Here is a 23,411-nt window from a genome sequence, read left to right on the forward strand (position 1 = left end):
TGTCAATCTCTACGGGGTCACCCCGATCTTCAGGAGGGAACCTGCAGACGGGACAGCACTCTCCTACGCCCAGCAGCGCCAATGGTTCCTCTGGCAGCTCGACCCGCACAGCGCCGCCTACAACATCCCGGCGGCGCTGCGTTTGAACGGCCAGTTGGACAGCGCGGCGTTGCAGCGCAGTTTCGACCAGTTGCTGGCACGCCATGAGACCCTGCGCACCACCTTCGCCCAGGACGGTGACGAGGCGGTGCAGATCGTCCATGCGAGCCTGCCCATGGAGGTGGCGGTCGAGTCGTTGTCGCTGCGCGACCCTGGCGAGCGTGAGGCGGCCATCAAGGCGCGGGTCGAGGCGCACATGCAGCAGCCGTTCGACCTGAAGCGCGGGCCGCTGCTGCGGGTGCGTCTGCTGGCACTGGGCGCCGATGAGCATGTATTGATGCTGTGTGTGCACCACATCATCTCCGATGGTTGGTCGATGCCAATCCTGATCGACGAGCTCATTCGTCTGTACCAGGCCGAGTGCCAGGGTGTGCCGGCGGCGCTGGCGGCGTTGCCGATCCAGTACGCCGACTACGCCCTGTGGCAACGCGACTGGATGCAGGCTGGCGAGCAGGAACGTCAGTTGGGTTACTGGCGCGAGCGTCTGGCGGGTGAGCAGCCGGTGCTGGAATTGCCCACCGATCATCCGCGCCCGCTGGTGCAGAGTTTGCGCGGTGCACGCCTGCCCATCGCCTTCGAGGCGTCGCTGGCCCAGGCGCTCAAGGACCTGGCCCGACAGCAGGGCGTGACCCTGTTCATGTTGCTTCTGGCCTCGTTCCAGACCGTGCTGCACCGCTACAGCGGTCAGGGCGAGATCCGCGTCGGGGTGCCGGTGGCCAACCGCAGCCGCGCCGAGACCCAGGGCCTGATCGGCTTCTTCGTCAACACCCAGGTGCTCGATGCCCGCTTCACGCCGACCCTGACCTTCAACGACCTGCTGCAACAGGTGCGCCAGACCGCCTTGCAGGCCCAGGCGCACCAGGATCTGCCGTTCGAGCAACTGGTCGAAGCCTTGCAGCCGGAGCGCAGCCTGAGCCACAACCCGCTGTTCCAGGTGATGTTCAACCACCAGGCCGCCCAGCGCGGCGCCGCCCGGCAATTGCCGGGCTTGAGCGTGCAAGGGCTGGAGTGGGACAGCTACACCGCGCAACTCGACCTGAGCCTGGACACCTACGAAAGCGACGACGGCCTCACGGCGGCCATGACCTACGCCTGCGACCTGTTCGAGCGCAGCAGCATCGAGCGCCTGGCGGGTCACTGGCAGGCCCTGCTGCGCGAGATCGTCCGTCAACCGAGACAACTGATCGGCGAGTTGGCCCTGATGAATGCCGCACAGGTGCAGCAGCTCAAGGACCAGGGTGCCCATCGTGTCGACTTCAGCGACCAGCGCTGCGTGCACGAACTGATCGCGGCGCGTGCGGCCCAGACGCCGCACGCTGTTGCGCTGGACTGTGAGGGTAAGTCGCTGACCTACCAGGTCCTCAACCGTCGCGCCAACCGTATCGCCCATCGCCTGCGCGCACTGGGCGTTGGCCCGGACGTGGCGGTCGGCATCGCCATCGAGCGCAGCCTGGACATGGTGGTGGGCGTGCTGGCGGTGCTCAAGGCCGGGGGCACCTACGTGCCGCTGGACCCGGAATATCCCGCCGAGCGCTTGAGCTACATGATGCAAGACAGTGGCCTGCACCTGCTGCTGACCCAGGCCCCGGTGCTGGCCCGGCTGAGCGTGCCCGAGCAGGTGCGCAGCCTGTGCCTGGACCAGGGCGACGACTGGCTGCAAGGCTGCAGCGAGGACGATCCGCAGAACCTGACCGAGCCGGCGAACCTGGCCTACATCATGTACACCTCCGGCTCCACCGGTCGTCCCAAGGGTGTCGGTATCAGCGCCGCGGCCCTGACCGAGCATGCCCTGGGCTTCGCCGCGTTCTGCCAACTGAGCGATGCAGACCGCGTGCTGCAGTTCTCCACGTTCAACTTCGATGCCTTCGTCGAGCAGTTGTACCCCTCGCTGATCGTCGGCGCGCGCCTCCTGCTGCGCGGCCCGACGCTGTGGGACAGCGAGACCTGGTATCGCCAGGTGCTGGAGCACGGCATCACCTTCAGCGACCTGCCGACGGCCTACTGGTACATGCTGGCCAAGGATTTCGCCGCCAAGGGCCCGCGTTCCTACGGCGCGCTGCGTCGCGTGCACATGGGGGGCGAGGCGATGGCCGCCGACGGGGTGCCGGCGTGGCGCGCGGCGGGCCTGGCTCATGTCGAGCTGATCAACACCTACGGCCCGACCGAGGCGACGGTGACCATCACCAGCCAGGACTGCACCGCCTATGTCACTGAACAGGTGCCGCTGCCTAGCCAGATTCCGATCGGCAAGGCCCTGGCCGGGCGCAGCATCTACCTGGTCGATGCTGCGGGCAACCTGGCCCTGCCGGGCGCCATCGGCGAACTGCTGGTCGGCGGCGAGCTGCTGGCGCGCGGGTATCACCAGCGTCCTGGGCTCAGTGCCGAACGCTTCATTCCCGACCCGTTCGGCGACCAGGCAGGCGGGCGCCTGTACCGTACCGGCGATCTGGCGCGCTACAACGCCGACGGCGTCATCGAATTCGCCGGCCGGGTCGATCATCAGGTCAAGATCCGCGGTTTCCGTATCGAACTGGGTGAGATCGACGCCAAGCTGCGCGAACACCCGGGCATTCGCGAAGTGCTGGTGGTGGACATCGACGGTCCGGCCGGTAAACAGCTGGCGGCCTACCTGGTGCCGAGCGCGCCGCTGCAGCCGGAGCTGCGCGGCGACCTGCTGCGCCATCTGAAGGCCAGCCTGCCGGACTACATGGTGCCTGCGCACCTGATCTTCCTCGACGCCTTGCCGCAGACGCCCAACGGCAAGCTCGACCGCAAGGCCCTGCCCAAGCCCGACAGCAGCCAGGTGCAGGCTGACTACCAAGCCCCGCGCAGTGTGCTGGAACAGCGTCTGGCCGAGATCTGGGCCGAGGTGCTGAAGGTCGAGCGCGTGGGCCTGGGCGATAACTTCTTCGAGCTGGGTGGGCATTCGCTGCTGGCCACGCAAGTCACTGCGCGTATCCGTCAGCGCCTGAACCTGGAAGTGTCGCTGCGCAGCCTGTTCGAGGCTGCCGACCTGCAAGCCTTCGCCGAGCGCGCCGAGCAGGGCACGGGCCTGCAGGCGCCGGCATTCACTCACGTCGACCGCAGCCAGCCGCTGGCGCTGTCCTATGCCCAGCAGCGCCAGTGGTTCCTCTGGCAATTGCAGCCGGACAGCGCAGCCTACAACATCCCATCGGCCTTGCGGCTCAATGGCGCGCTGGACATGCAGGCGCTGCGCCGCAGCTTCAGCGCGCTGGTCGCCCGCCACGAGACCCTGCGCACCACTTTCCACGAGCACGGCGATCAAACCTGGCAGCGTATTCATGCGCCGAGTGAATTCGACCTGCCGGTCGAGACCGTCACCGAAGCTGCCGTGCTGGCACGGGTGGCGGAGGAGGTCGCACAGCCGTTCGACCTGGAGCAGGGGCCGCTGCTGCGGGCGCGTCTGCTGCGCCTGGACGAAGACGCGCATGTGTTGGTGCTGACCCTGCACCACAGCGTGGCCGACGGTTGGTCGATGCCGATCATGGTCGATGAGTTGGTGCGCCTGTACGCCTGCTTCTGCCAGGGGCAGGCGTGCGTATTGCCACCCTTGGCGTTTCAGTACGCCGACTACGCGGCGTGGCAGCGCAACTGGATGGAAGGCGGCGAGCAGGTCCGGCAGTTGGCCTACTGGCGCCAGCAACTGGGCGAGGAGCAACCGCTGCTGGAGCTGCCGCTGGACCGCCCGCGCGGCCAGGTGCAGGATCCGGCCGGCGCGCGCCTGAACGTCAACCTCCCGCCGGCGTTGGCGCAGGCCTTGAAAGCCACGGCGCGCCAGCATGGCGTGACCCTGTTCATGGTGTTGTTGGCCTCGTTCCAGACCCTGTTGCACCGGGTGTCCGGGCAGCGCGATATTCGTGTCGGGGTGCCGATCGCCAACCGTACGCGTGCCGAAACCGAGGGCCTGATCGGCTTCTTCGTCAACACCCAGGTGCTCAAGGCCGAATTCTCGCCCCAGCTGACCGTCGCCGATCTGCTGCAGCAGGTCCGGCACACGGCCTTGCAGGCCCAGGCCCATCAGGACCTGCCGTTCGAGCAGTTGGTCGAGGCGTTGCAGCCGGAGCGCAGCCTGAGCCATAACCCGCTGTTCCAGGTGCTGTTCAACCACCAGAGCTACGGCGACGACCTGATTCGCGAGGTGGCGGGCCTGAGTGTCGAAGCGCTGGAGTGGGGCAGCCAGACCAGCCAGTTCGACTTGACGCTGGATACCGCCGAGCACGCCCAAGGCCTCGACGCTACGCTGACGTATGCCACGGCGCTGTTCGACCGTGGCAGCGTCGAGCGCCTGGCCCGGCAGTGGCGCACCCTACTGCAGGCCCTCTGCGACGATGCAGCGCAGCGCGTGGCGCAGTTGCCGCTGCTTGACGACGCCGAGCGCGTACAGCTGCTCGCTGAGTGTGGCGCTAGCGCGCAGTATCCGCGTGAGTCGTGCCTGCCAGCGCTGATCGAAGCCCAGGTTGCGCGCGTGCCCGAGGCCATTGCCCTGACCTTTGCCGGGCAGTCGCTGAGCTATGACAGCTTGAACCGCCGTGCGAACCGCTTGGCGCACAAGCTGCGCGAGCAGGGCGTGGGGCCGGATGTGCTGGTGGGCCTGGCGGTGGAACGCGGGTTCGAGATGATCGTCGGGTTGCTGGCGATCCTCAAGGCGGGCGGGGCGTATGTGCCGTTGGACCCGGAATACCCGCAGGACCGTCTGAGCTACATGATCGAAGACAGTGGTATTGCGCTGCTGGTGACTCAACAGCACCTGCTGTCCCATCTGCCGGTGCCGGCTTCGGTGCGTAGTCTTGTGCTTGAAGCCGGTCTCGAAGGCTACAGCGATGAAAATCCTGAGCACCTGACTCAGCCGGATAACCTGGCGTATGTGATCTATACCTCCGGTTCGACCGGGAAGCCAAAGGGCACCTTGCTTCCGCATCACAACGTGTTGCGCTTGTTCAAGGCGACGGATGGGTGGTTTGGTTTCGGCGCTGATGATGTCTGGACCCTGTTCCACTCTTACGCCTTCGATTTCTCGGTCTGGGAAATCTTCGGTGCGCTGCTGCACGGCGGGCGTTTGGTGATCGTGCCGCGTGAGGTGACGCGCTCTCCTGAAGACTTCCATCAGTTGCTGGTCGAGCAGGGCGTCACGGTGCTGAACCAGACGCCCTCGGCGTTCAAGCCGTTGATGCGTATAGCCTGCGACAGTCAGGCTGACTTGGCGTTACGCTCCGTCATCTTCGGCGGCGAAGCCCTGGATGTACCTGCCTTGCAGCCCTGGTTCGAGCGTTTCGGCAAAGGCTGCGACAACCTGGTCAACATGTACGGCATCACCGAAACCACGGTGCACGTGACTTATCGCCCGATTCGTTTCGAGGACACGCAACAGACCAGCAGCCCCATCGGCGCTGCAATTCCTGATCTGTCGATGTACGTGCTGGATGCCGATTTCAACCCGGTAGCCCCAGGTTGCAGCGGCGAGTTGCATGTTGGTCACGCGGGCTTGGCACGCGGTTACCACAACCGTCCTTCGCTCACCGCCGAGCGCTTCGTACCGGACCCATTCTCAAACGAAGGTGGTCGTCTGTACCGCACCGGTGATCTGGCCCGTTACCGCAGCCAGGCAGTGATCGAATACGTCGGCCGCATCGACCACCAAGTGAAGATTCGCGGTTTCCGCATCGAGCTGGGTGAAATCGAAGCCCGCCTGCACGCTCACGAGGCCGTGCGCGAAGTGCTGGTGCTGGACATCGACGGGGCCGGGGGCAAGCAGCTTGCGGCTTATCTGATCGCGCAGGATGCGCAAGTCGATCACAGCGAACTGCGCGAAGTGCTCAAGCAACACCTCAAATCGCAACTGCCAGACTACATGGTGCCGACCCATTTCCTGGTGCTGAACGCCTGGCCGCTCACCGCCAACGGCAAACTGGACCGCAAGGCCCTGCCCAAACCAGACGCCAGCCAATTGCAAAAGGGCTACGTGGCGCCGCGCACGGCTCTGGAACAGCAACTGGCCGCGATCTGGAGCGAAGTGCTCAACGTTGAGCAGGTGGGTCTGCACGACAACTTCTTCGAGCTGGGCGGCCATTCGCTGTTGGCCACGCAAGTGACCTCACGCATCCGCCAGCGCCTGAACCTGGAAGTACCGCTGCGGACCTTGTTCGAATCTGCGGATCTGGCGACCTTCGCCCAGGCCGCCGCCGAGGGCAGCGCCAGTCAGGCACCAGCACTGATCCCGGTAGATCGCAGTCAGCCCCTGGCGCTGTCCTACGCACAGCAACGTCAGTGGTTCCTCTGGCAACTGGAGCCCGACAGCGCGGCCTATCACATCCCGGCTGCGCTGCACCTGCGCGGTCGGCTGAACGCCGAATGGTTGCGCCAGGCCTTCGAGGCGCTCATCGCCCGGCATGAGACCCTGCGCACCACGTTCCATGCCGAAGGCGAGCAGACGCTGCAGCGCATCCATTGCCCTGCGACCTTCACGCTGGTCATGGAAACCCTGGAAGACACCTCGCTGCACGCCGTGCGCGAGCAGGTAGCCCGTGAGGTGCGCCGGCCATTCGACCTGGCGCGCGGTCCGCTGCTGCGCGTGCGCCTGCTGCGTCTGGCCGAGGACGAGCACGTGCTGGTGCTCACCCTGCACCATATCGTCGCCGACGGCTGGTCGATGCCGATCCTGGTGGACGAAGTGGTCGGCCGCTACCTGGCGCTCGGCCAAGGTCAACCGACCGAGTTGCCGCCCTTGCCTGTGCAGTACGCCGACTACGCCGCTTGGCAGCGCCAATGGATGCAGGCTGGCGAACAGGCGCGTCAGTTGCAGTACTGGCTGGCGCACCTGGGCCAGGAACACTACGTGCTGCACCTGCCCACCGACCGCTCGCGGCCCAGCGTTCAAAGCCATGCCGGGCGCAGCCTGTCGGTCAGCGTGCCGCCTGCCCTGGCCAGTGCCCTCAAGGCCCAGGCCCGCGAACAGGGCGTGACCCTGTTCATGCTGCTGCTGGCCTCGTTCCAGAGCCTGCTGCACCGCGTCTCCGGTCAGGACGACATCCGGGTCGGCGTGCCGGTGGCCAACCGCACCCGCGCCGAAACCGAAGGCCTGATCGGCTTCTTCGTCAACACCCAGGTGCTCAAGGCGCAGTTCACCCCGCACACCACCTTCAGCGCGCTGCTGCAGCAGGTGCGCGAAACCGCCGTACAGGCCCAGGCGCATCAGGACTTGCCGTTCGAGCACCTGGTCGAAGCCTTGCAGCCTGAGCGCAGCCTGAGCCACAACCCGCTGTTCCAGGTGATGTTCAACCATCAGACCCACGCGGCAGCGCCGGTGCGTCAGGTGCCGGGCCTGGCGATCGAAGGCCTGGCCTGGGACGAGGTCACCGCCCATGTCGATCTGTCGCTGGACACCTTCGACAGCGAGGACGGTCTCGGTGCCACCCTGACCTATGCCAGTGACCTGTTCGAGACCGCGACGGTCGAGCGTCTGGCGGGCCACTGGCTGAGCCTGCTGAATGCGGTATGCATACAACCGTCCCAGCGCATTCTCGAGCTGCCGCTGCTGGAGACGCCGCAGCGTCGGCAGATCCTCGAACAGTGGAGTCAGCACGCACTGCAGGGCGCCGACCCACGCCCGGTGCAGTACCTGATCGAGGACCAGGCCCGACGCACCCCCGAGGCCATCGCGCTGAGCTGCGAAGGTGCGCATTTGAGCTATCGAGCCCTGGACGTGCGAGCCAACCAACTGGCCCATCGCCTGCGCGCGCTGGGCGTTGGTCCCGAAGTGCGGGTGGGCATCGCCTTGCCCCGCAGCCTGGACATGGTGGTCGGCCTGTTGGCGGTGTTGAAGGCAGGCGGCGCCTACGTGCCGTTGGACCCGGACTACCCGCAGGCGCGGCTGGCGCACATGATCGAAGACAGCGGCATCGTTCTGCTGCTGTGCCACGCCGACGCGTTGCAACTGCAGCAGTTGCCGGCCCAGGTGCAGAGCCTGTGCCTGGACCGCGAGCCGTTGCAGCCGCTGCCCGAGCACGCGCCGACGCCGCTCGGTGGCCCGGACAACCTGGCCTACATCATGTACACCTCCGGCTCCACTGGCCGCCCCAAGGGGGTGGCCATCAGCGCCTCGGCCTTGAGCCTGCATGCCCAGGTGGCCCGCGACTTCTGCGAGCTGCAAGCGAGCGACTGCGTGCTGCAGTTCTCCACCTTCAACTTCGATGCCTTCGTCGAGCAGCTGTACCCCGCGCTGATCCGTGGCGCCCGCGTGCTGCTGCGTGGCCCGGAGCTCTGGGACAGCGAGACCTTCTATCGCCAGGTGCTGGCCGAGGGCGTGACCTTCGCCGACCTGCCGACGGCCTACTGGTACCTGCTGGCCAAGGACTTCGCCGCGCGCGGTCCGCGTGACTACGGCGCACTGCGGCGGATCCACATGGGCGGCGAAGCGATGCCCGCCGAGGGTGTGCTGGCCTGGCAGCAGGCCGGGCTCGCGCACGTGCGCCTGGTCAACACCTATGGTCCGACCGAGGCCACGGTCAGCGTCACGAGCCACGATTGCAGCGCCTACGTCAGCGGCCAGCAATCGCTGCCGGGGCAGATCCCGATCGGCACACCGCTGGCCGGGCGCGCCATTCATCTGGTGGATGGCGGGCTGGACCTGGCCTTGCCCGACGCCTTGGGCGAACTGCTGGTGGGCGGCAAACTGCTCGCCCGTGGCTACCATGGCCGCCCGGGCCAGACCGCCGAGCGCTTCATTCCCGACCCGTTCTCGACCACCCCAGGCGCACGGCTGTACCGCACCGGCGATCTGGCCCGCTATCGCGGCGAGCAGGGTGTACTGGAGTACGCCGGGCGCATCGACCATCAGGTGAAGATCCGCGGCTTCCGCATCGAGCTCGGCGAAATCGAAGCGCGGCTGCGCGAACACCCGGCAGTACGTGACGTGCTGGTGCTGGACATTCCCGCAGCGACCGGCCGGCAGCTCGCCGCCTACCTGGTCGCCGAGGCCTGGCAAAACGGCGACGAGGCACTGCGCAGCGAGTTGCGCACGCATCTGGCCGCCAGCCTGCCGGACTACATGGTGCCGCAGCACCTGCTGGTGCTCGAGCGCATGCCGCAACTGCCCAACGGCAAGCTGGACCGCTCGGCCTTGCCGCTCCCGGACACCGAGCAGGCGCAGACGGCCTACGTGGCCCCGGTCAGCGAGCTGGAGCAGCAATTGGCGGCGTTGTGGGCCGAGGTGCTGAAGGTCGAGCGGGTGGGCCTGAATCACGACTTCTTCGAGCTGGGCGGGCACTCGTTGCTGGCGGCACAGCTGATTTCCAAGATCAACACGGGCCTGGGCATCGACGTTGCCCTGCGCCTGCTTTTCGAGAAACCGCAATTGAACGAGTTTGCTGCGGCCTGCGCCGCCACTGGCCTGTCGCTGAGCGAGGATGGTCTGTCCGATATCGAACGCATGATGAACGAAATGGCGGGTGTCTGAGATGGACAAGAGCACAGCAGAACGTATCGCCAAACGCTTCGTCGGCCTGGCGTTGGAGCAGCGCCGGCAGATCCTCGACAAGATGCACGAGACTGGGCAGAGCTTCCGCCTGCTGCCCATCGCCGTGACCCGTCACGACAGCCCGCGCATCCCACTGTCGTACGCCCAGCAGCGCATGCTGTTCCTCTGGCAGTTGGAGCCGCACAGCAGTTTCTACAACGTGCCCACGGCCGTACGCCTGGACGGGCCGCTGAACCTGGCGGCGTTGACCCGCGCCCTGGAGGCGCTGGTGCAGCGCCATGAAAGCCTGCGCACGCGCTTCGTCAGCGAGGACGGCGAGTACCACCAGCAGGTGCTGGATGACGCACCGCTGGACCTGCAGGTGATCGAACTGCAGCCGGTGGCGGGTGAGGAGCCCGAGCAGTGCCTGGCCCAGCATGTGCGTCAGGCGCTGGAGGCACCGTTCGATCTGCTCGAAGGGCCGCTGCTGCGGGTGCGCCTGCTGCGCGTGGCCGCTGACCAGCACGTGCTGGCCGTGTGCCTGCACCACATTGTCTCCGACGGCTGGTCCGGCGAGCTGATGGTGCAGGAGTTCGTGCAGCTCTACGAAGCCTTGTCCGAAGGACGTGACCCGCAACTGCCGGCGCTGACGGTGCAATACGCCGACTACGCGATCTGGCAGCGCGCCTGGCTGGAGGCCGGGGAGGGCGAGCGGCAGTTGCAGTACTGGCGCGAGCAACTGGGCGATGAGCACCCGTTGCTGGAGCTGCCGCTGGACCACGAGCGTCCGGCGCAGCCCAGCTACCGGGGCGCGACGCTGCGCTGCGACGTGCCCGCCGAGTTGACCGAGCGGCTCAAGGCCCAGGCGCGCGGCAACGGCCACACCCTGTTCATGCTGACCCTGGCGGCGCTGGCGGTGGTGCTGTCGCGCTACAGCGGTCAGGCCGATATCCGCATCGGGGCGCCCAATGCCGGGCGCAACCGTAAGGAAGTCGAGGGCCTGATCGGCTTCTTCATCAATACCCAGGTGCTGCGCATACAAGTGGATGAGCGCCAGAGCGGTGCGGCCTTGCTGGAGCAGGTGCGCCAGGTGGTCAGTGGTGCGCAGTCGCACCAGGAACTGCCGTTCGAGCATCTGGTCGATGCCCTGGCGCCGGAGCGCAACCTGGGCCACAACCCGTTGTTCCAGGTCAAGCTCAATCAGAACCTGAGCGACGGCGAGGACGCCGCGCAATCGCGTCAGACCCTCGGCGAGTTGACCGTCAGCGGTTATCCGCTGGAGGGCCGCGATGCCCGCTTCGACCTGGCCTACGACTTCAGCGAGACGCCTGACGGGCTGCTCGGCTATTTCAACTACAGCACCGATCTGTTCGAGGTCGCGACCATCGAACGCCTGGCCGCCTCGCTGCAGCGCGTGCTGCAAACCCTGGCCGATCACCCCCACGACGCGTTGCTCGCGCATCCCGATCACCAGGCGGTACAGCTCCCCGCCACGCCTCGAAACTGGCCCTGCGCCGACTTCCTGGCCCTGTGGCGCCAGGCCCTGGCGGCCGGTGACGAGCGTCCGGCGCTGCGCGAAGGCGAGGTTCAGATCAGCTATGGCGAGCTGGAGCGAAGGGCTAACCGTTTCGCCCATCACCTGAGCGAGCAGGGCATCGCCGCCGGCATGACCGTGGCGCTGTGCCAGGAACGGACGATCGATTGGGTGACCAGCCTGCTGGCCGTGCTCAAGCTGGGCGCCGCCTACCTGCCGCTGGACGGCCGCCAGCCGCCCGAGCGCTTGCAGCACCTGCTGCGCACCAGTGCGGCGCGTCTGCTGGTTCATGCACCGGGCGATGCCCAGGCAGCCGCCTTGGGCGTGTGTCCGGCGCTGGCGTTCGACGCGGCGCGCCATGAAGGCGGCAGCGAGCGGCCGCCCGCCGTGTCGATTCTGCCCGGCCAGGCCGCCTACATCATCTACACCTCCGGTTCCACCGGGCAGCCCAAGGGCGTGGTGGTCAGCCACGGTGCCCTGGCCAACTACCTGCAAGGCGTGCTGCAACGCCTGGACCTGCCGACCGACGCCAGCCTGGCGATGGTCTCCACCGTGGCCGCCGACCTGGGGCACACGGTGCTGTTCGGGGCGCTGGCGAGCGGCCGTTTGCTGCACCTCATGGATCACGACCAAGGCTTCGATCCGGACGCCTTCGCGCGCTACATGGACCAGCATCAGGTCGATGTCCTGAAGATCGTGCCGAGCCACCTGCAAGGCCTGCTGCAGGCCACCGACCCGGCGCGGGTGCTGCCGCGTCAGGTGCTGATCCTGGGCGGCGAGGCCAGCAGTTGGGCGCTGGTCGAGCAGGTGCGCCGGCTGCAGCCGGGCTGTCGCATCGTCAACCACTACGGGCCGACCGAAACCACCGTCGGTATCCTCACTCACGAAGTGGGCGAGACGGCCGGCGCTTGGCGCAGCGTGCCCGTGGGGCACGCCCTGGACAACGGTCAGGCGCGGGTGCTGGACGCGTACCTGAACCCCTTGCCCGAGCGAGTGGCTGGCGAGTTGTACCTGGGCGGCGAGGGCTTGGCCCAGGGCTATATCGGCCAGCCAGGGCTGACCGCCGAACGCTTCGTGCCTGATCCGCAGGCGCGCCACGGTGAGCGTCTGTACCGTGCCGGTGACCGCGCCCGGGTGCAGGCGGGTGTGCTGGAGTACCTGGGGCGCGGTGACGACCAAGTGAAGATCCGCGGTTACCGGGTCGAGCCAGGCGAGATCGGCCAACTGTTGCGCACTCAACCAGGGGTGCAGGACGCCGTGGTGCTGGCCGTGCCCTTGGAAAGCGATGCCGAGCGCCTGCAACTGCTGGCCTGGGCAGTACCGGCATCCGGCGTCGAACTGCAGGCCGAGGCGCTGCGCGGGGCCTTGCAGGCGCGCTTGCCGGATTACATGGTGCCGGCGCAGATCCTGCTGCTCGAGCGCTTGCCGCTGACCGCCAACGGCAAGCTGGACAAGCGTGCGCTGCCCAGGCCCGATGCGGTTCAGCAGCGCTACACAGCGCCGGTGGGCGACATCGAACAGACCCTGGCGGCGATCTGGAGCGAGGTGCTCAAGCGCGAGCCGATCGGCAGCACCGACAACTTCTTCGAGCTGGGCGGCGACTCGATCCTCAGCTTGCAGATCATCGCCCGGGCCAAGCGCCAGGGTCTCAAGCTCAGTCCCAAGCAACTGTTCGAGCAGCAGACCATCGGTCAACTGGCGGCCGTGGCCAAGCGCATCGAGGCCAAGCCGGCGCCGGTGGCGCGTGAGGCGCTGGACGGTCGGGTGCCGTTGCTGCCCATTCAAGCGCGTTTCTTCGACACCGAGATTCCCCAGCGCCAGCACTGGAACCAGGCGGTGCTGTTGACCCCGCGTCAGCCGCTGAGCGTGGCGCAGGTGCACACGGCGCTGGCTGCCGTGGTCGAGCAGCATGCGGCTTTGCGCCTGCGCTTTGTGCAGGACCAAGGGCGTTGGCACGGCGAGTACGCCAGCCTCGACCTGTCGCAGGTGCTGTGGCACCACCGCCTGGACGATCCGGCGCGCATCGCCGAACTGGCCGACGAGGCCCAGCGCAGCCTGGACCTCAAGCACGGCCCGCTGCTGCGGGCGGTGCTGATCGATCTGCCGCATGGGCAGCAGCGTCTGCTGCTGGTGATCCATCACCTGGTGGTGGACGGGGTGTCCTGGCGGGTATTGCTCGAAGACCTGCAAACGGCGTGTCTGGCTGCAGCAGCGGGGCAGACGCTATCGCTACCGGCCAGCGGCAGTTCGCTCAAGGCCTGGTCCGAGCACCTGCAGATCCATGCCCAGAGCCCGGCGTTGCAGGCGGAGCTGGCGTATTGGCAGGCGCAGTTGGGTGGTCTGTCCGACGATTTGCCCTGGGATGATGCCCAAGGGGGTCAGCAGCGCCGTCATGAGGTGTCGGTGCGCACCGAGCTGAGCGCCGAGCTGACCCGGCAATTGCTGCAGGACGCACCGGCGGCCTACCGCACGCAGGTCAACGACCTGTTGCTGACCGCCCTGGCGCGGGTCATCTGCCGCTGGACGGGCGAAGACCATGCGCTGATCCGCTTGGAAGGGCATGGCCGTGAAGACCTGTTCGACGACCTGGACATCACCCGCACGGTCGGCTGGTTCAGCAGCCTGTACCCGCTGAAACTGACCCCGGTCGAGGACGTGGGCGCGGCGATCATGACGGTCAAGGAGCAACTGCGGGCAGTGCCGAACAAAGGCATCGGCTACGGCCTGCTGCGCTACCTGGGCGAGGCGCCTGCGCGCGAGCGCCTGAGCGCCTTGCCCCAGGGCAATATCGTGTTCAACTACCTGGGCCAGTTCGACGGCAGTTTCGACAGCCAGACCAGCCTGTTCGCACTCGCCGCCGAGGGCGCCGGGCAAGGGCAGAGCGACGAGGCGCCGCTGGGCAGCGCCATCAGTATCGACGGCCAGGTGTATGCCGGGCGCCTGACCTTGGACTGGAGTTTCAGCCGCCAGCGCTTCGAGCCGGCGCGCATGCAGGCGCTGGCCGACGAATTCGGCCAGGTGCTGCGCGAGCTGATCGCCCATTGCCTGCGTCCCGAGGTAGCGGGCGTGACGCCTTCGGACTTCCCCCTGGCACACCTGACTCAGCCGCAACTGACGGCCTTGCCGATGCCGGCACAGTCGATCGAGGACATCTACCCGCTGTCGCCCATGCAGCAGGGCATGCTGTTCCATAGCCTAGCCGGCGAGGCGGCGAGTCAGTACGTCAACCAATTGCGCCTGAGCGTGCAGGGGCTGGACGTGCCGCACTTCATCGGCGCCTGGCAAGCGACGATCGACCAGCATCCGATCCTGCGCAGCAGCTTCATCAGCCAGTTCGACCGCGCCGTGCAAGTGGTGCAACGTGACCTGGCGCTGCCGGTGATCCAGCTGGATTGGCGTGACGAGGCGGATCAGGCGCGGCGTCTGCGCGAGTGGGCCGAGGCGGACCTGGCTGCGGGCTTCGACCTGGCCCGCGCGCCGCTGCTGCGCCTGGCGCTGATCCGCACCGGCGAACAGCAGCACCAGTTGGTGTTCACCAATCACCATATCCTGCTCGATGGCTGGAGCAGTTCACGGTTGTTCGGGGAAGTGCTGCAGCGCTATGCCGGACACGCCCCGGCCACCTCGTCACGGCGCTATCGCGACTACATCCAGTGGCTTCAAGCGCAGGACGCCACGCTCAGCGAGCAGTTCTGGCGCGAACGCGTCGCCGGGCTGGACGAGCCGACCCGCTTGGCGCAGGTCCTCAAATGCGCGCGGCCCGCAGAGGGGCAGGGTGAGTGCAACGCGGTGCTCGATGCGCCGCGTACGCAGCGTCTGGCCGAATTCGCCCGCGAGCAGCGGGTGACCCTCAATACCCTGGTGCAGGCGGCGTGGCTGATGCTGTTGCAGCGCTACACCGGGCAGTCGAGCGTGGCCTTTGGTGCCACGGTGGCGGGACGTCCGGCGGACCTCCCAGGTATCGAAGAACAGCTCGGGCTGTTCATCAACACCTTGCCTGTGGTCGCCCGTCCACGTCCTGAGCTGAGCATGACGGACTGGGTGCAGCAGGTGCAGGCGTTGAACCTGGCCTTGCGCGAGCACGAGTACACGCCGCTGTACGACATTCAGCGCTGGGCCGGTCGCAGCGGCGAGGCGTTGTTCGACAACATTCTGGTGTTCGAGAACTATCCGGTGTCCGAGGCGTTGCAGGAAGACGCGCCGCAAGGGCTGCTGTTCGGTGAGGTGCAGACCCAGGAGCAGACCAACTATCCGCTGACCCTGGTCGCTCAAGTGGGCGACAAGCTGCTGGCCAGCTTCAAGTTCGACCGGGCGTGCTTCGATGAGTCGACTGTCGAGCAGGTGGCGGGGCATTTCCTCGAACTGCTGGAGGGGATGGCGCAGGGGCCGCAGCGGGCCTTGGGTGAGTTGGCGTTTGGCGGCGTGGTGGCGCGGGAGGTTGCGCGATTTGCGAGCACTGAGTCTATTCAGGGGCTGATCGAAGCCCAGGTGGCGCGGGCACCGCAGGCCATTGCGCTGACCTTTGCCGAGCAGTCGCTGAGCTACGACGGCTTGAACCGCCGTGCGAACCGCTTGGCGCACAAGCTGCGCGAGCAGGGTGTTGGACCGGATGTGCTGGTGGGCCTGGCGGTGGAGCGCGGGATCGAGATGATCGTCGGGTTGCTGGCGATCCTCAAGGCGGGCGGGGCGTATGTGCCGTTGGACCCGGACTACCCGCAGGATCGCTTGAGCTACATGATTGAAGACAGCGGTATTGCGCTACTGGTGACTCAACAGCACCTGCTGGCCGATCTGCCCGCGCCGGCTTCGGTGCGCAGCCTTGTGCTTGAAGCCGATCTTGATGGCTACAGCGATGAAAATCCTGAGCACCTGACTCAGCCGGATAACCTGGCGTATGTGATCTATACCTCCGGTTCGACTGGCAAACCAAAGGGCACCTTGCTCCCGCATCACAACGTATTGCGCTTGTTCAAGGCGACGGATGAGTGGTTCGGTTTCGGTGCTGATGATGTCTGGACCCTGTTCCACTCGTACGCCTTCGACTTCTCGGTCTGGGAAATCTTCGGTGCGCTGCTGCACGGCGGGCGCTTGGTGATCGTGCCGCGTGATGTGACGCGTTCTCCTGAAGACTTCCACCAGTTACTGGTAGAGCAGGGCGTCACGGTGCTGAACCAGACGCCGTCGGCGTTCAAACCGCTGATGCGCGTCGCGTGTGAAAGCGCTTCCGACCTGGCCCTGCGCTCCGTCATCTTCGGTGGCGAAGCTTTGGACGTGCCTGCTTTGCAACCTTGGTTCGAGCGTTTCGGCGAAGACTGCGACAACCTGGTCAACATGTACGGCATCACTGAAACCACGGTGCACGTGACTTATCGCCCGATTCGTTTCGAAGACACGCATCAGAGCAGCAGCCCCATCGGCGCTGCGATTCCTGACTTGTCGATGTACGTATTGGACGCCGATTTCAACCCGGTAGCCCCAGGTTGCAGCGGCGAGTTGCATGTTGGTCACGCGGGCTTGGCACGCGGTTACCACAACCGTCCTTCGCTCACCGCCGAGCGCTTCGTACCGGACCCATTCTCAAACGAAGGTGGTCGTCTGTACCGCACCGGCGATCTGGCCCGTTACCGCAGCCAGGCAGTGATCGAATACGTCGGCCGCATCGACCACCAGGTGAAGATTCGCGGTTTCCGCATCGAGCTGGGTGAAATCGAAGCCCGCCTGCACGCTCACGAGGCCGTACGCGAAGTGCTGGTGCTGGATATCGACGGGGCCGGGGGCAAGCAACTCGCGGCCTATCTGATCCCGCAGGAGGCGCAGTTCAATCACAGCGAACTGCGCGAAGCGCTCAAGCAGCACCTGAAAGCTCAACTGCCGGATTACATGGTCCCGACCCATTTCCAGGTGCTGAACGCCTGGCCGCTCACCGCCAACGGCAAACTGGACCGCAAGGCCCTGCCCAAGCCGGACGCCAGCCAATTGCAAAAAGGCTACGTCGCCCCGCGCACGGCACTGGAACAGCAACTGGCTGCGATCTGGAGTGAAGTGCTCAACGTCGAGCAGGTGGGTCTGCACGACAACTTCTTCGAGCTGGGCGGCCATTCGCTGCTAGTCATCACGCTGGTCAATAAGCTCAGGGCAACCTTCTCTGCCCAGATCAGCCTGCATGAGTTCATGCTGATGCCAGACTTCGAAGCGCTGGCGAGCTTCATTGGCGGTGGCAACGATCGGTTGTCCTCGCCTGTGGTCGCCCTCAACGCCTGCACGCTGGACCGCTCGGCGTTGTTCTGCCTGCCACCCGGCGGCGGGGCCGCCTATGCCTACTACCCGCTGGCCAGGCGCCTGGCCGCGCAGCGTCCGGTGTACGGCGTGGTCAATAAAAGCTACGCCGTGCCGGGCTGGGTCGACCGCTCGTGGGAGGACATGGTGGGCTACTACGTCGAGCAGATTCGCGCCACCCAGGCGCAGGGGCCCTATCATGTGCTGGGATGGTCGCTGGGCGGTGCGCTGGCGTTGGAAGTGGCGCATCGTCTGGAGCAGATGGGACAGCAGGTGGGTTTCGTCGGCTTGGTCGACAGCTTGCTGCCAGCGGACGTCAGCGGACTGCAGGACAGCGAGACCGACGTGGCCGAGCCTGTCGTGCAAGCGGCGGACGAAAGCCTGCTGCGCGCCTTGCTGGCCTTCGCTCCAGGTGTTGGTGAAGCGCGCATCCTGGCGTTGATCGCCCAGGCGCACGCGTTGCCGGACAACGTCGACCGCGCCGAGTGGGTGATCGAGCGCGTTGCGGCGCTGGGCGAGGTCAGCGCCGAGCAATTGCGCGAGGTCCATCGGAACGTGAACCTGCAACGCGACATTGTCGACGGTTTCGCGTTGCTCGAGCACAACTCGGCGCTCAGCGAAGCGTTCCGACTGCGGCCATTGCAGGTTCAGGTGGACTGCTGGTGGGCGAGCCAGAGCCGCAGTGCCGAGCGTGTGGCCAAAGGCGAGGCTGGATTGGTGACACAGGCGTCGATCAATGGACTGGCCAGTTCGACGGTGGTTGCCGATGGGCATGAGGGTATCGTCAACGCGGCCGAGTTCATGGATGGGCTCGTGGCCCGGCTGGCGCGGCAGCGCTGACGGGCTGGCGTTTGGCGGTCTCGGGTTTCAGCTTCGCTGCTGACATTGTCGGGACCGCTTTGCGGTCCAATCGCGACGCGAGGCCGCTCCAACAGAAGCCGCGCTGGCTTCTGGACATCATGCGCTGCAGACGAACAACAAACGCATGATCATCCGGTGTCGCATACCTTGCCCAAGCGGTGAAGCGGGCTTGGACCCTGCAGGTTCACAGGCAAACAAAAACGCCCCCTCAAGAGGGGGCGTTGCGTTTGCGTCATTCAGCCGATCAGAAGTCGCCTCGCAGACTGAGCATGTAGCTGCGTGGGGTGCCGTAGGTGGTGCCACGGGTCCAGTAGCCCAGCGAGTCGAAGTACTTCTTGTCGAACAGGTTCTCGACGTCCACGCCCACGGTCCAGTGCTGGTCGATCTTGTAGGCGGCACGCGCATCGAAGATCGCTCGGCCGCTGTTGCGGGTTTCGTTTGCCGCGTCGTCGTAGGCGTTCTGCGCCGACATGCCGCCGCCGACGCTCCAACGGTTCCATTCGCCAGGCAGGGTGTAGTTGGTGTTCAAGCGCACCATGTGCTTGGGGGTCTGCGCCGAGATCGGGCCGCCACCGGGGGAACTGGTTGTGTTGTAGGTATAGCCGGCCGCCACTTGCAGGCCGGGCAATACTTCACCGGTGGCTTCGGCTTCGAAGCCCTTGCTGCGGCTGATGCCGTCACCGTTGAGCCAGCAGCGTCCCGCGGGGTCGGTCGGGCAATTGCCGCGGTTTTCGAAATCTTGAACGGCCTTGTCTTCCTGCTCGATGTAGAACACGGCGAAGGACACATTCAGGCGCTTGTCGAACAGCTCACCCTTGATGCCGGTTTCGTAGTTCGACCCGATCGATGGATCCAACACGCTGCCGGAGACCGTGCGGTACTGCGACTGTGGCAGGAAAATATCGGCATAGCTGGCGTACCAGGACCACTGATCGTTGAGGTCGTAGATCGCACCGACGAAGGGGGTGAATTCCTTGTCCTGGCGGCTGGTGGTGACCTTAGGGCCGTCCCAGGCTTCGTTCTTGTACCAGCTCAGGCGTCCGCCGAGCACGAAGCTGAGGGCTTCGGTGGCGTGCAGGCGCGTGCTCAGGTAAACGCCATAGCGGGTATCGATGGTGTCGTCGGCATAGTCCCAGCCCTGGCGTGCCAGCTCGGGGATGTTGTTGTGGCTGGGGTTGTAGACGTTCAGCGGGATGGGGTCGGGCAGTTCTTCCCTGCGGTCCTTGTCGTTCATCTTGCGCTTGGACCAGTTGGCGCCCAGGGTCACTTGATGGGACAGGCCGAAGGCCTCGAAGGTGCCGTCCAGATGGCCATCGACGGCGTCGGAGGTGACGTCGAACTTGTGGTAGCTGACGTCATTGACCACCGGCCCGCCGGGCGCACCGTACTCCAGCGTGTCGCCCGCATCCCATTCGATGGCGCTACGGTTGTAGCCGCCTTCGGAATGGGACATCGCCAGCTTGGCGCTCCAGTTGTCGTTGAAGTGATGGGTGAGGTCGGCGAACACTTCGTCGATGTTGGTCTGCAGCGTGGTCCAGTCCTGGCCCAGGTAGGTCGAGCGCTTGAGGTGCGGATTGCTGCCATCCGGGTTGTTGGGAATGCCAAGCACGCTGTAACCGTTGGTACGCGAGGTCTGCCGGCGCAGACCGACGGCCACGGTGGTGGCGTCGCTCAGATCGCCTTCGAGAATGCCGTACAGCAGGGGCCGTTTGGACTTGGTGACATCGGTGAAATATCCGCGGTCCTCGTAGGAGGCGACCATGCGGCCACGCAGGGTACCTTCAGGGTTGAGGCGGCCGCTGGCGTCCAGGTCCAGGCGGTAGTTGTCCCAGGAGCCGGCGCGAGTGATGACGGTGAAGCGTGGATCGGCAGTGGGGCGCTTGCGTACCAGGTTGACCGCGCCACCGGGGTTGCCGGCGCCGACCAGCAGGCCGGAGGCGCCGCGCAGCACTTCGACGCGGTCGAACATGGCCATGTCCGGGGACATCCAGCCGGTATAGGCGTAAGCCTGACCAGGCACACCGTCGACCATGTAGCTTTCGTCTTCGAGGTCGAAGCCGCGGGAGCTGAAGTGGTGGTTGCCATAGCCGCGGTTGGCGCGGGTGATGCCGGTGGTCTGGGCCATGACCTGGTCGAGCGAGACCAGGTTCTTGTCATCCATCAACTTGCGGGTGACCACGGTCACCGACTGCGGCGTTTCGCGCAGGGTTTGCGCGGTCTTGCCGATGGTCACCGCGCCCGTCGTATAGGAATTGCTGCCCTCGGTGGTGGTGCCCAGGGTCTGCCCGGAAATGGTGGTGGCATCCAGGGTCATGGCCGCGCCGGATTCGGCCGCGCCACTGATGATCAGGGTATTGCCCTGCACGCTGAAGCGAATTCCGCTGTTCCTGAGCAGCTCCCCAGCTGCCTGGGTGGGCGTGAAACGGCCTTTGACTGCGCTGCTGCGCAGGCCCTGCACGCTTTCCGGGCTGAACAGCACCTGCAGGTTGCCCTGGCGGCCCAGGGCCTGCAGGGCGCTGGAGAGCGATTGGGCAGGGATGTCGAAGTCCTGTTCCTGGGCCTGCACCTGGGCGGCCAGTGGCATCGACAGGGCCAGGCCCAGGGCGGTCATCGCCGGGGTGCCACGCAACAGCTTGCGCAGCATCAGGGCTTTGCTCAGGGGGCTCAGTGTGGAGTGTGGTGTTGGCATTTTTTGTCGGCTCGATCCAAGGTACGCAAGTAAATGAAAATTATTCCGTTGCGAGTGAGACGCGTGCGCAGGCCGAAACCGGAAACAAAAAGCCTTCCGGTCGCGATTTTTTTCTGCGACTGCTTTCGAGCAGGTGCGGATTCTGCGTGCGGCACTGGGAGAACGAGTCGAGCGCGGGGGAATTTAACCCAGGTGGGGCGGCGCTGGCCCCGCCCCGAGGTCGGTCACGCGGGCAGGGCGGAGCGGGGATTGTGCTCGACCATGATCTGGCCGGCGTGCAGGCGGACCAGTTGGTCGGCGATGGGGAAGTAGCGGTCGTCGTGGGAGATGACGATGAGGGTCTTGCCCTGCTGTTTGAGCTCGGGCAGCAGCTCGGTGTAGAACACGCGGCGGAACGCTGGATCCTGGTCGGCGGCCCACTCGTCGAACACCAGCACCGGGCGTTGATCGAGCCAGGCGTTGATCAGCGCCAGGCGCTTGCGCTGGCCGGTGGACAGGTCGGTGGTGGTGAAGCTGCCGTCGCGGATGCTGACCTTGTGCGCGATGTCCAGGCGTTCCAGGTACTTGCTGGCCTCTGGCGGCAGTTCGGCCTGGCCGGGCAGCGGTTCGTCGAACAGGTAGTAGTCGGCGAAGATGGTGGTGAACAGTTGGCGATAGTCATCCAGGCTTTGGGCTGTGACGGGCTCGCCATTGAGCCGCACTTCGCCCTGTTGCGGGGTATAGAGACCTAGCAGCAGCTTGATCAGGGTGGTCTTGCCGCAACCGTTCTCGCCGACGATGAAGACGATGTCGCCCTGTTTGATGGTCAGGTCCACCGGGCCCAGGTGGAACGGCTGGCTGCCCTCTACCGGTGGGTAGTCGTAGCGCAGTTGGTGCAGTTCGATGGAGCGCACCTGGGTCACGTTCGGGGTGCGGTCGCTGACCAGCAGGTGCGGCTCGGGCGAGGAGAAGCGGTGGGAGAGCTCGGCGATGCGGCGCAGGGCGATCTGCGCCCGGCTGATGGCGGGCAGATTGGTGATCAATTGCTCCAGCGGGCCCTTCATGTAAAGCATGACCAGCACGAAACCGCCGAGCACGCTGCGCTCGGTGCTGGGCCAGAACGCCTGGAAGGCGATGGCCACGCCGATCACGGCGAAGAACAGCATGGAGCCGAAGGTTTCGGCGCTGACGAAGATGTTGGCGGCGCGGATGTTGGCCTGGCAGATGCGTTCGGTGGCGCCATGGATCGCCTGGTCGTGCATGTGCTGGCGGCGACGGCGCTGGATACGCAGTTCCTTGGCGCCGCCGGACAGCGCCTGGTAATGCTTCTGCAGGTCGTCTTCGGCGTTGCGGGCCTTGAGGATGTTGTGCATGCCATAGCGGTGAGCGAGGAATTGCGCGCCGGTGCCGACCACGACGGTGAGCAGGGTGATCAGCAGGATCTGCCAGGACAGCAGGGCGAGGTAGGCCAGGCAGCCGAGGGTGACGGTGAAGGCGATGACCATCGGCGCCACGGAGAGGGCGAAGGTGCTGAGGGTACTGACGTCGTTGAGCAGCACCGGGATCAGCCGGTGTGCGCGGTAGCGCTCGAGCTGGGCGATGGGAGCGACCAACACCTTGGCCGAGAGCTCGCGGCGCAGCCTGGCTACCACGTTTTGGCCGACGTAGTTGGTCAGCAGGTTGGAGGCGGTCGAGCAGGCCAGGGTGAGCAGGCACAGGCCGGCGAACAGCACGGCGATGTCGGTGCCGGGGCCGGTTGCGGAATTCATGGCGCGGTTGATGGTCGCCAGCAGGGCCGTGACGCTGAGGCCGCTTATCACGCCTAGGGCGGCTGACAGGGCTACCAGTGACCAGAACGGCTTGAGAAGGCGCAGGGTTTCCTGGGCTAGGCTGGGGGGCTTGGGGGTCATTGGGGGTCTCTTGGGTGAGCGTTCGTGCTGGGGGCTGCTGCGTTCTCCTTAGACGACTTTTTTGGGGGGGGATTTAGTTGGCTTGGGGATTTTTGGGGGGGGTGGGGTGGGGGACTGGTGGTTTGGGGGCTTATCCGGTGGCTTTGGTGAGGCTTAGTCACCTTTTCGCCTTTACGGCGACCCTCTTTTTTTTCTTGGAAAAAAGAGGGGCAAAAACCGCTTGCTCCCGCATCCGGCCCCTTCGCTGCGCTGCGGGGTTCCCTCGCGCCGGTGGCACTCCGGGGGTGCCGCGCTTAGGGGCCATCCATGGCCCCAAGCGCTTGACGGGCATCCATGCCCGTCAACCCCCTCCATGCCACCTCTGCTCGGCCTCCTGAGGTCGCGATGGGCGGCGTCTGAACTGGCGCGCGCTTAGAAGCAGGGCGGTGGGGCAGATGTTCTGGAGCGCTGCGCGATCAAATCGCCGTTGCCGTTGCCGTTGCCGTTGATCTTAGTGCGCGGTAGCTCAAACACCGCCAACCGCGACCTCAG

4 protein-coding genes and 2 pseudogenes are annotated in these 23,411 nt (G+C 65.9%); 4 read left to right on the plus strand and 2 right to left on the minus strand.

Going from position 1 to position 23,411, the window contains the following annotated elements:
* Nucleotides 1–55 precede the first annotated feature (55 nt).
* From ACK2SD_RS10980 to ACK2SD_RS10995, 4 genes and pseudogenes are all read left to right on the plus strand, one after another.
* Nucleotides 56–2,884: pseudogene (locus tag ACK2SD_RS10980) on the plus strand (amino acid adenylation domain-containing protein); the annotation flags it as partial.
* Nucleotides 2,867–3,130, plus strand: a pseudogene (locus ACK2SD_RS10985) (phosphopantetheine-binding protein); the annotation flags it as partial. The pseudogenes ACK2SD_RS10980 and ACK2SD_RS10985, both read left to right, overlap by 18 nt.
* Nucleotides 3,131–3,139: 9 nt before the next feature.
* A complete protein-coding gene (locus ACK2SD_RS10990) occupies nucleotides 3,140–9,631 on the plus strand; it encodes an amino acid adenylation domain-containing protein (RefSeq protein WP_412462300.1) in 6,492 nt (2,163 codons plus the stop codon).
* Nucleotide 9,632: 1 nt separating this feature from the next.
* On the plus strand, nucleotides 9,633–18,281 hold the full coding sequence (locus tag ACK2SD_RS10995) for an amino acid adenylation domain-containing protein (RefSeq protein WP_412462121.1): 8,649 nt from the start codon (nucleotides 9,633–9,635) through the stop codon (nucleotides 18,279–18,281).
* Between the two features lie 265 nt (nucleotides 18,282–18,546).
* Here ACK2SD_RS10995 and ACK2SD_RS11000 read toward each other — a convergent pair whose 3' ends face one another.
* Nucleotides 18,547–20,991, minus strand: a complete 2,445-nt coding sequence (locus ACK2SD_RS11000; protein WP_412462122.1) for a TonB-dependent siderophore receptor — start codon at nucleotides 20,989–20,991, stop codon at nucleotides 18,547–18,549.
* Nucleotides 20,992–21,215: 224 nt separating this feature from the next.
* Complete coding sequence (locus ACK2SD_RS11005; protein WP_412462123.1) at nucleotides 21,216–22,880, minus strand: cyclic peptide export ABC transporter; 1,665 nt, start codon at nucleotides 22,878–22,880, stop codon at nucleotides 21,216–21,218.
* Between the last annotated feature and the right edge of the window lie 531 nt (nucleotides 22,881–23,411).

This window comes from Pseudomonas sp. SC11 (genome assembly GCF_047039205.1).
GTDB classification, from domain to species: domain Bacteria; phylum Pseudomonadota; class Gammaproteobacteria; order Pseudomonadales; family Pseudomonadaceae; genus Aquipseudomonas; species Aquipseudomonas boreofloridensis.

Coding starts and splice junctions, on each gene's coding strand:
- ACK2SD_RS10995 (WP_412462121.1), top strand. CDS start 9,633: ATGGACAAGAGCACAGCAGAACGTATCGCCAAACGCTTCGTCGGCCTG.
- ACK2SD_RS11000 (WP_412462122.1), bottom strand. CDS start 20,991: ATGCCAACACCACACTCCACACTGAGCCCCCTGAGCAAAGCCCTGATG.
- ACK2SD_RS11005 (WP_412462123.1), bottom strand. CDS start 22,880: ATGACCCCCAAGCCCCCCAGCCTAGCCCAGGAAACCCTGCGCCTTCTC.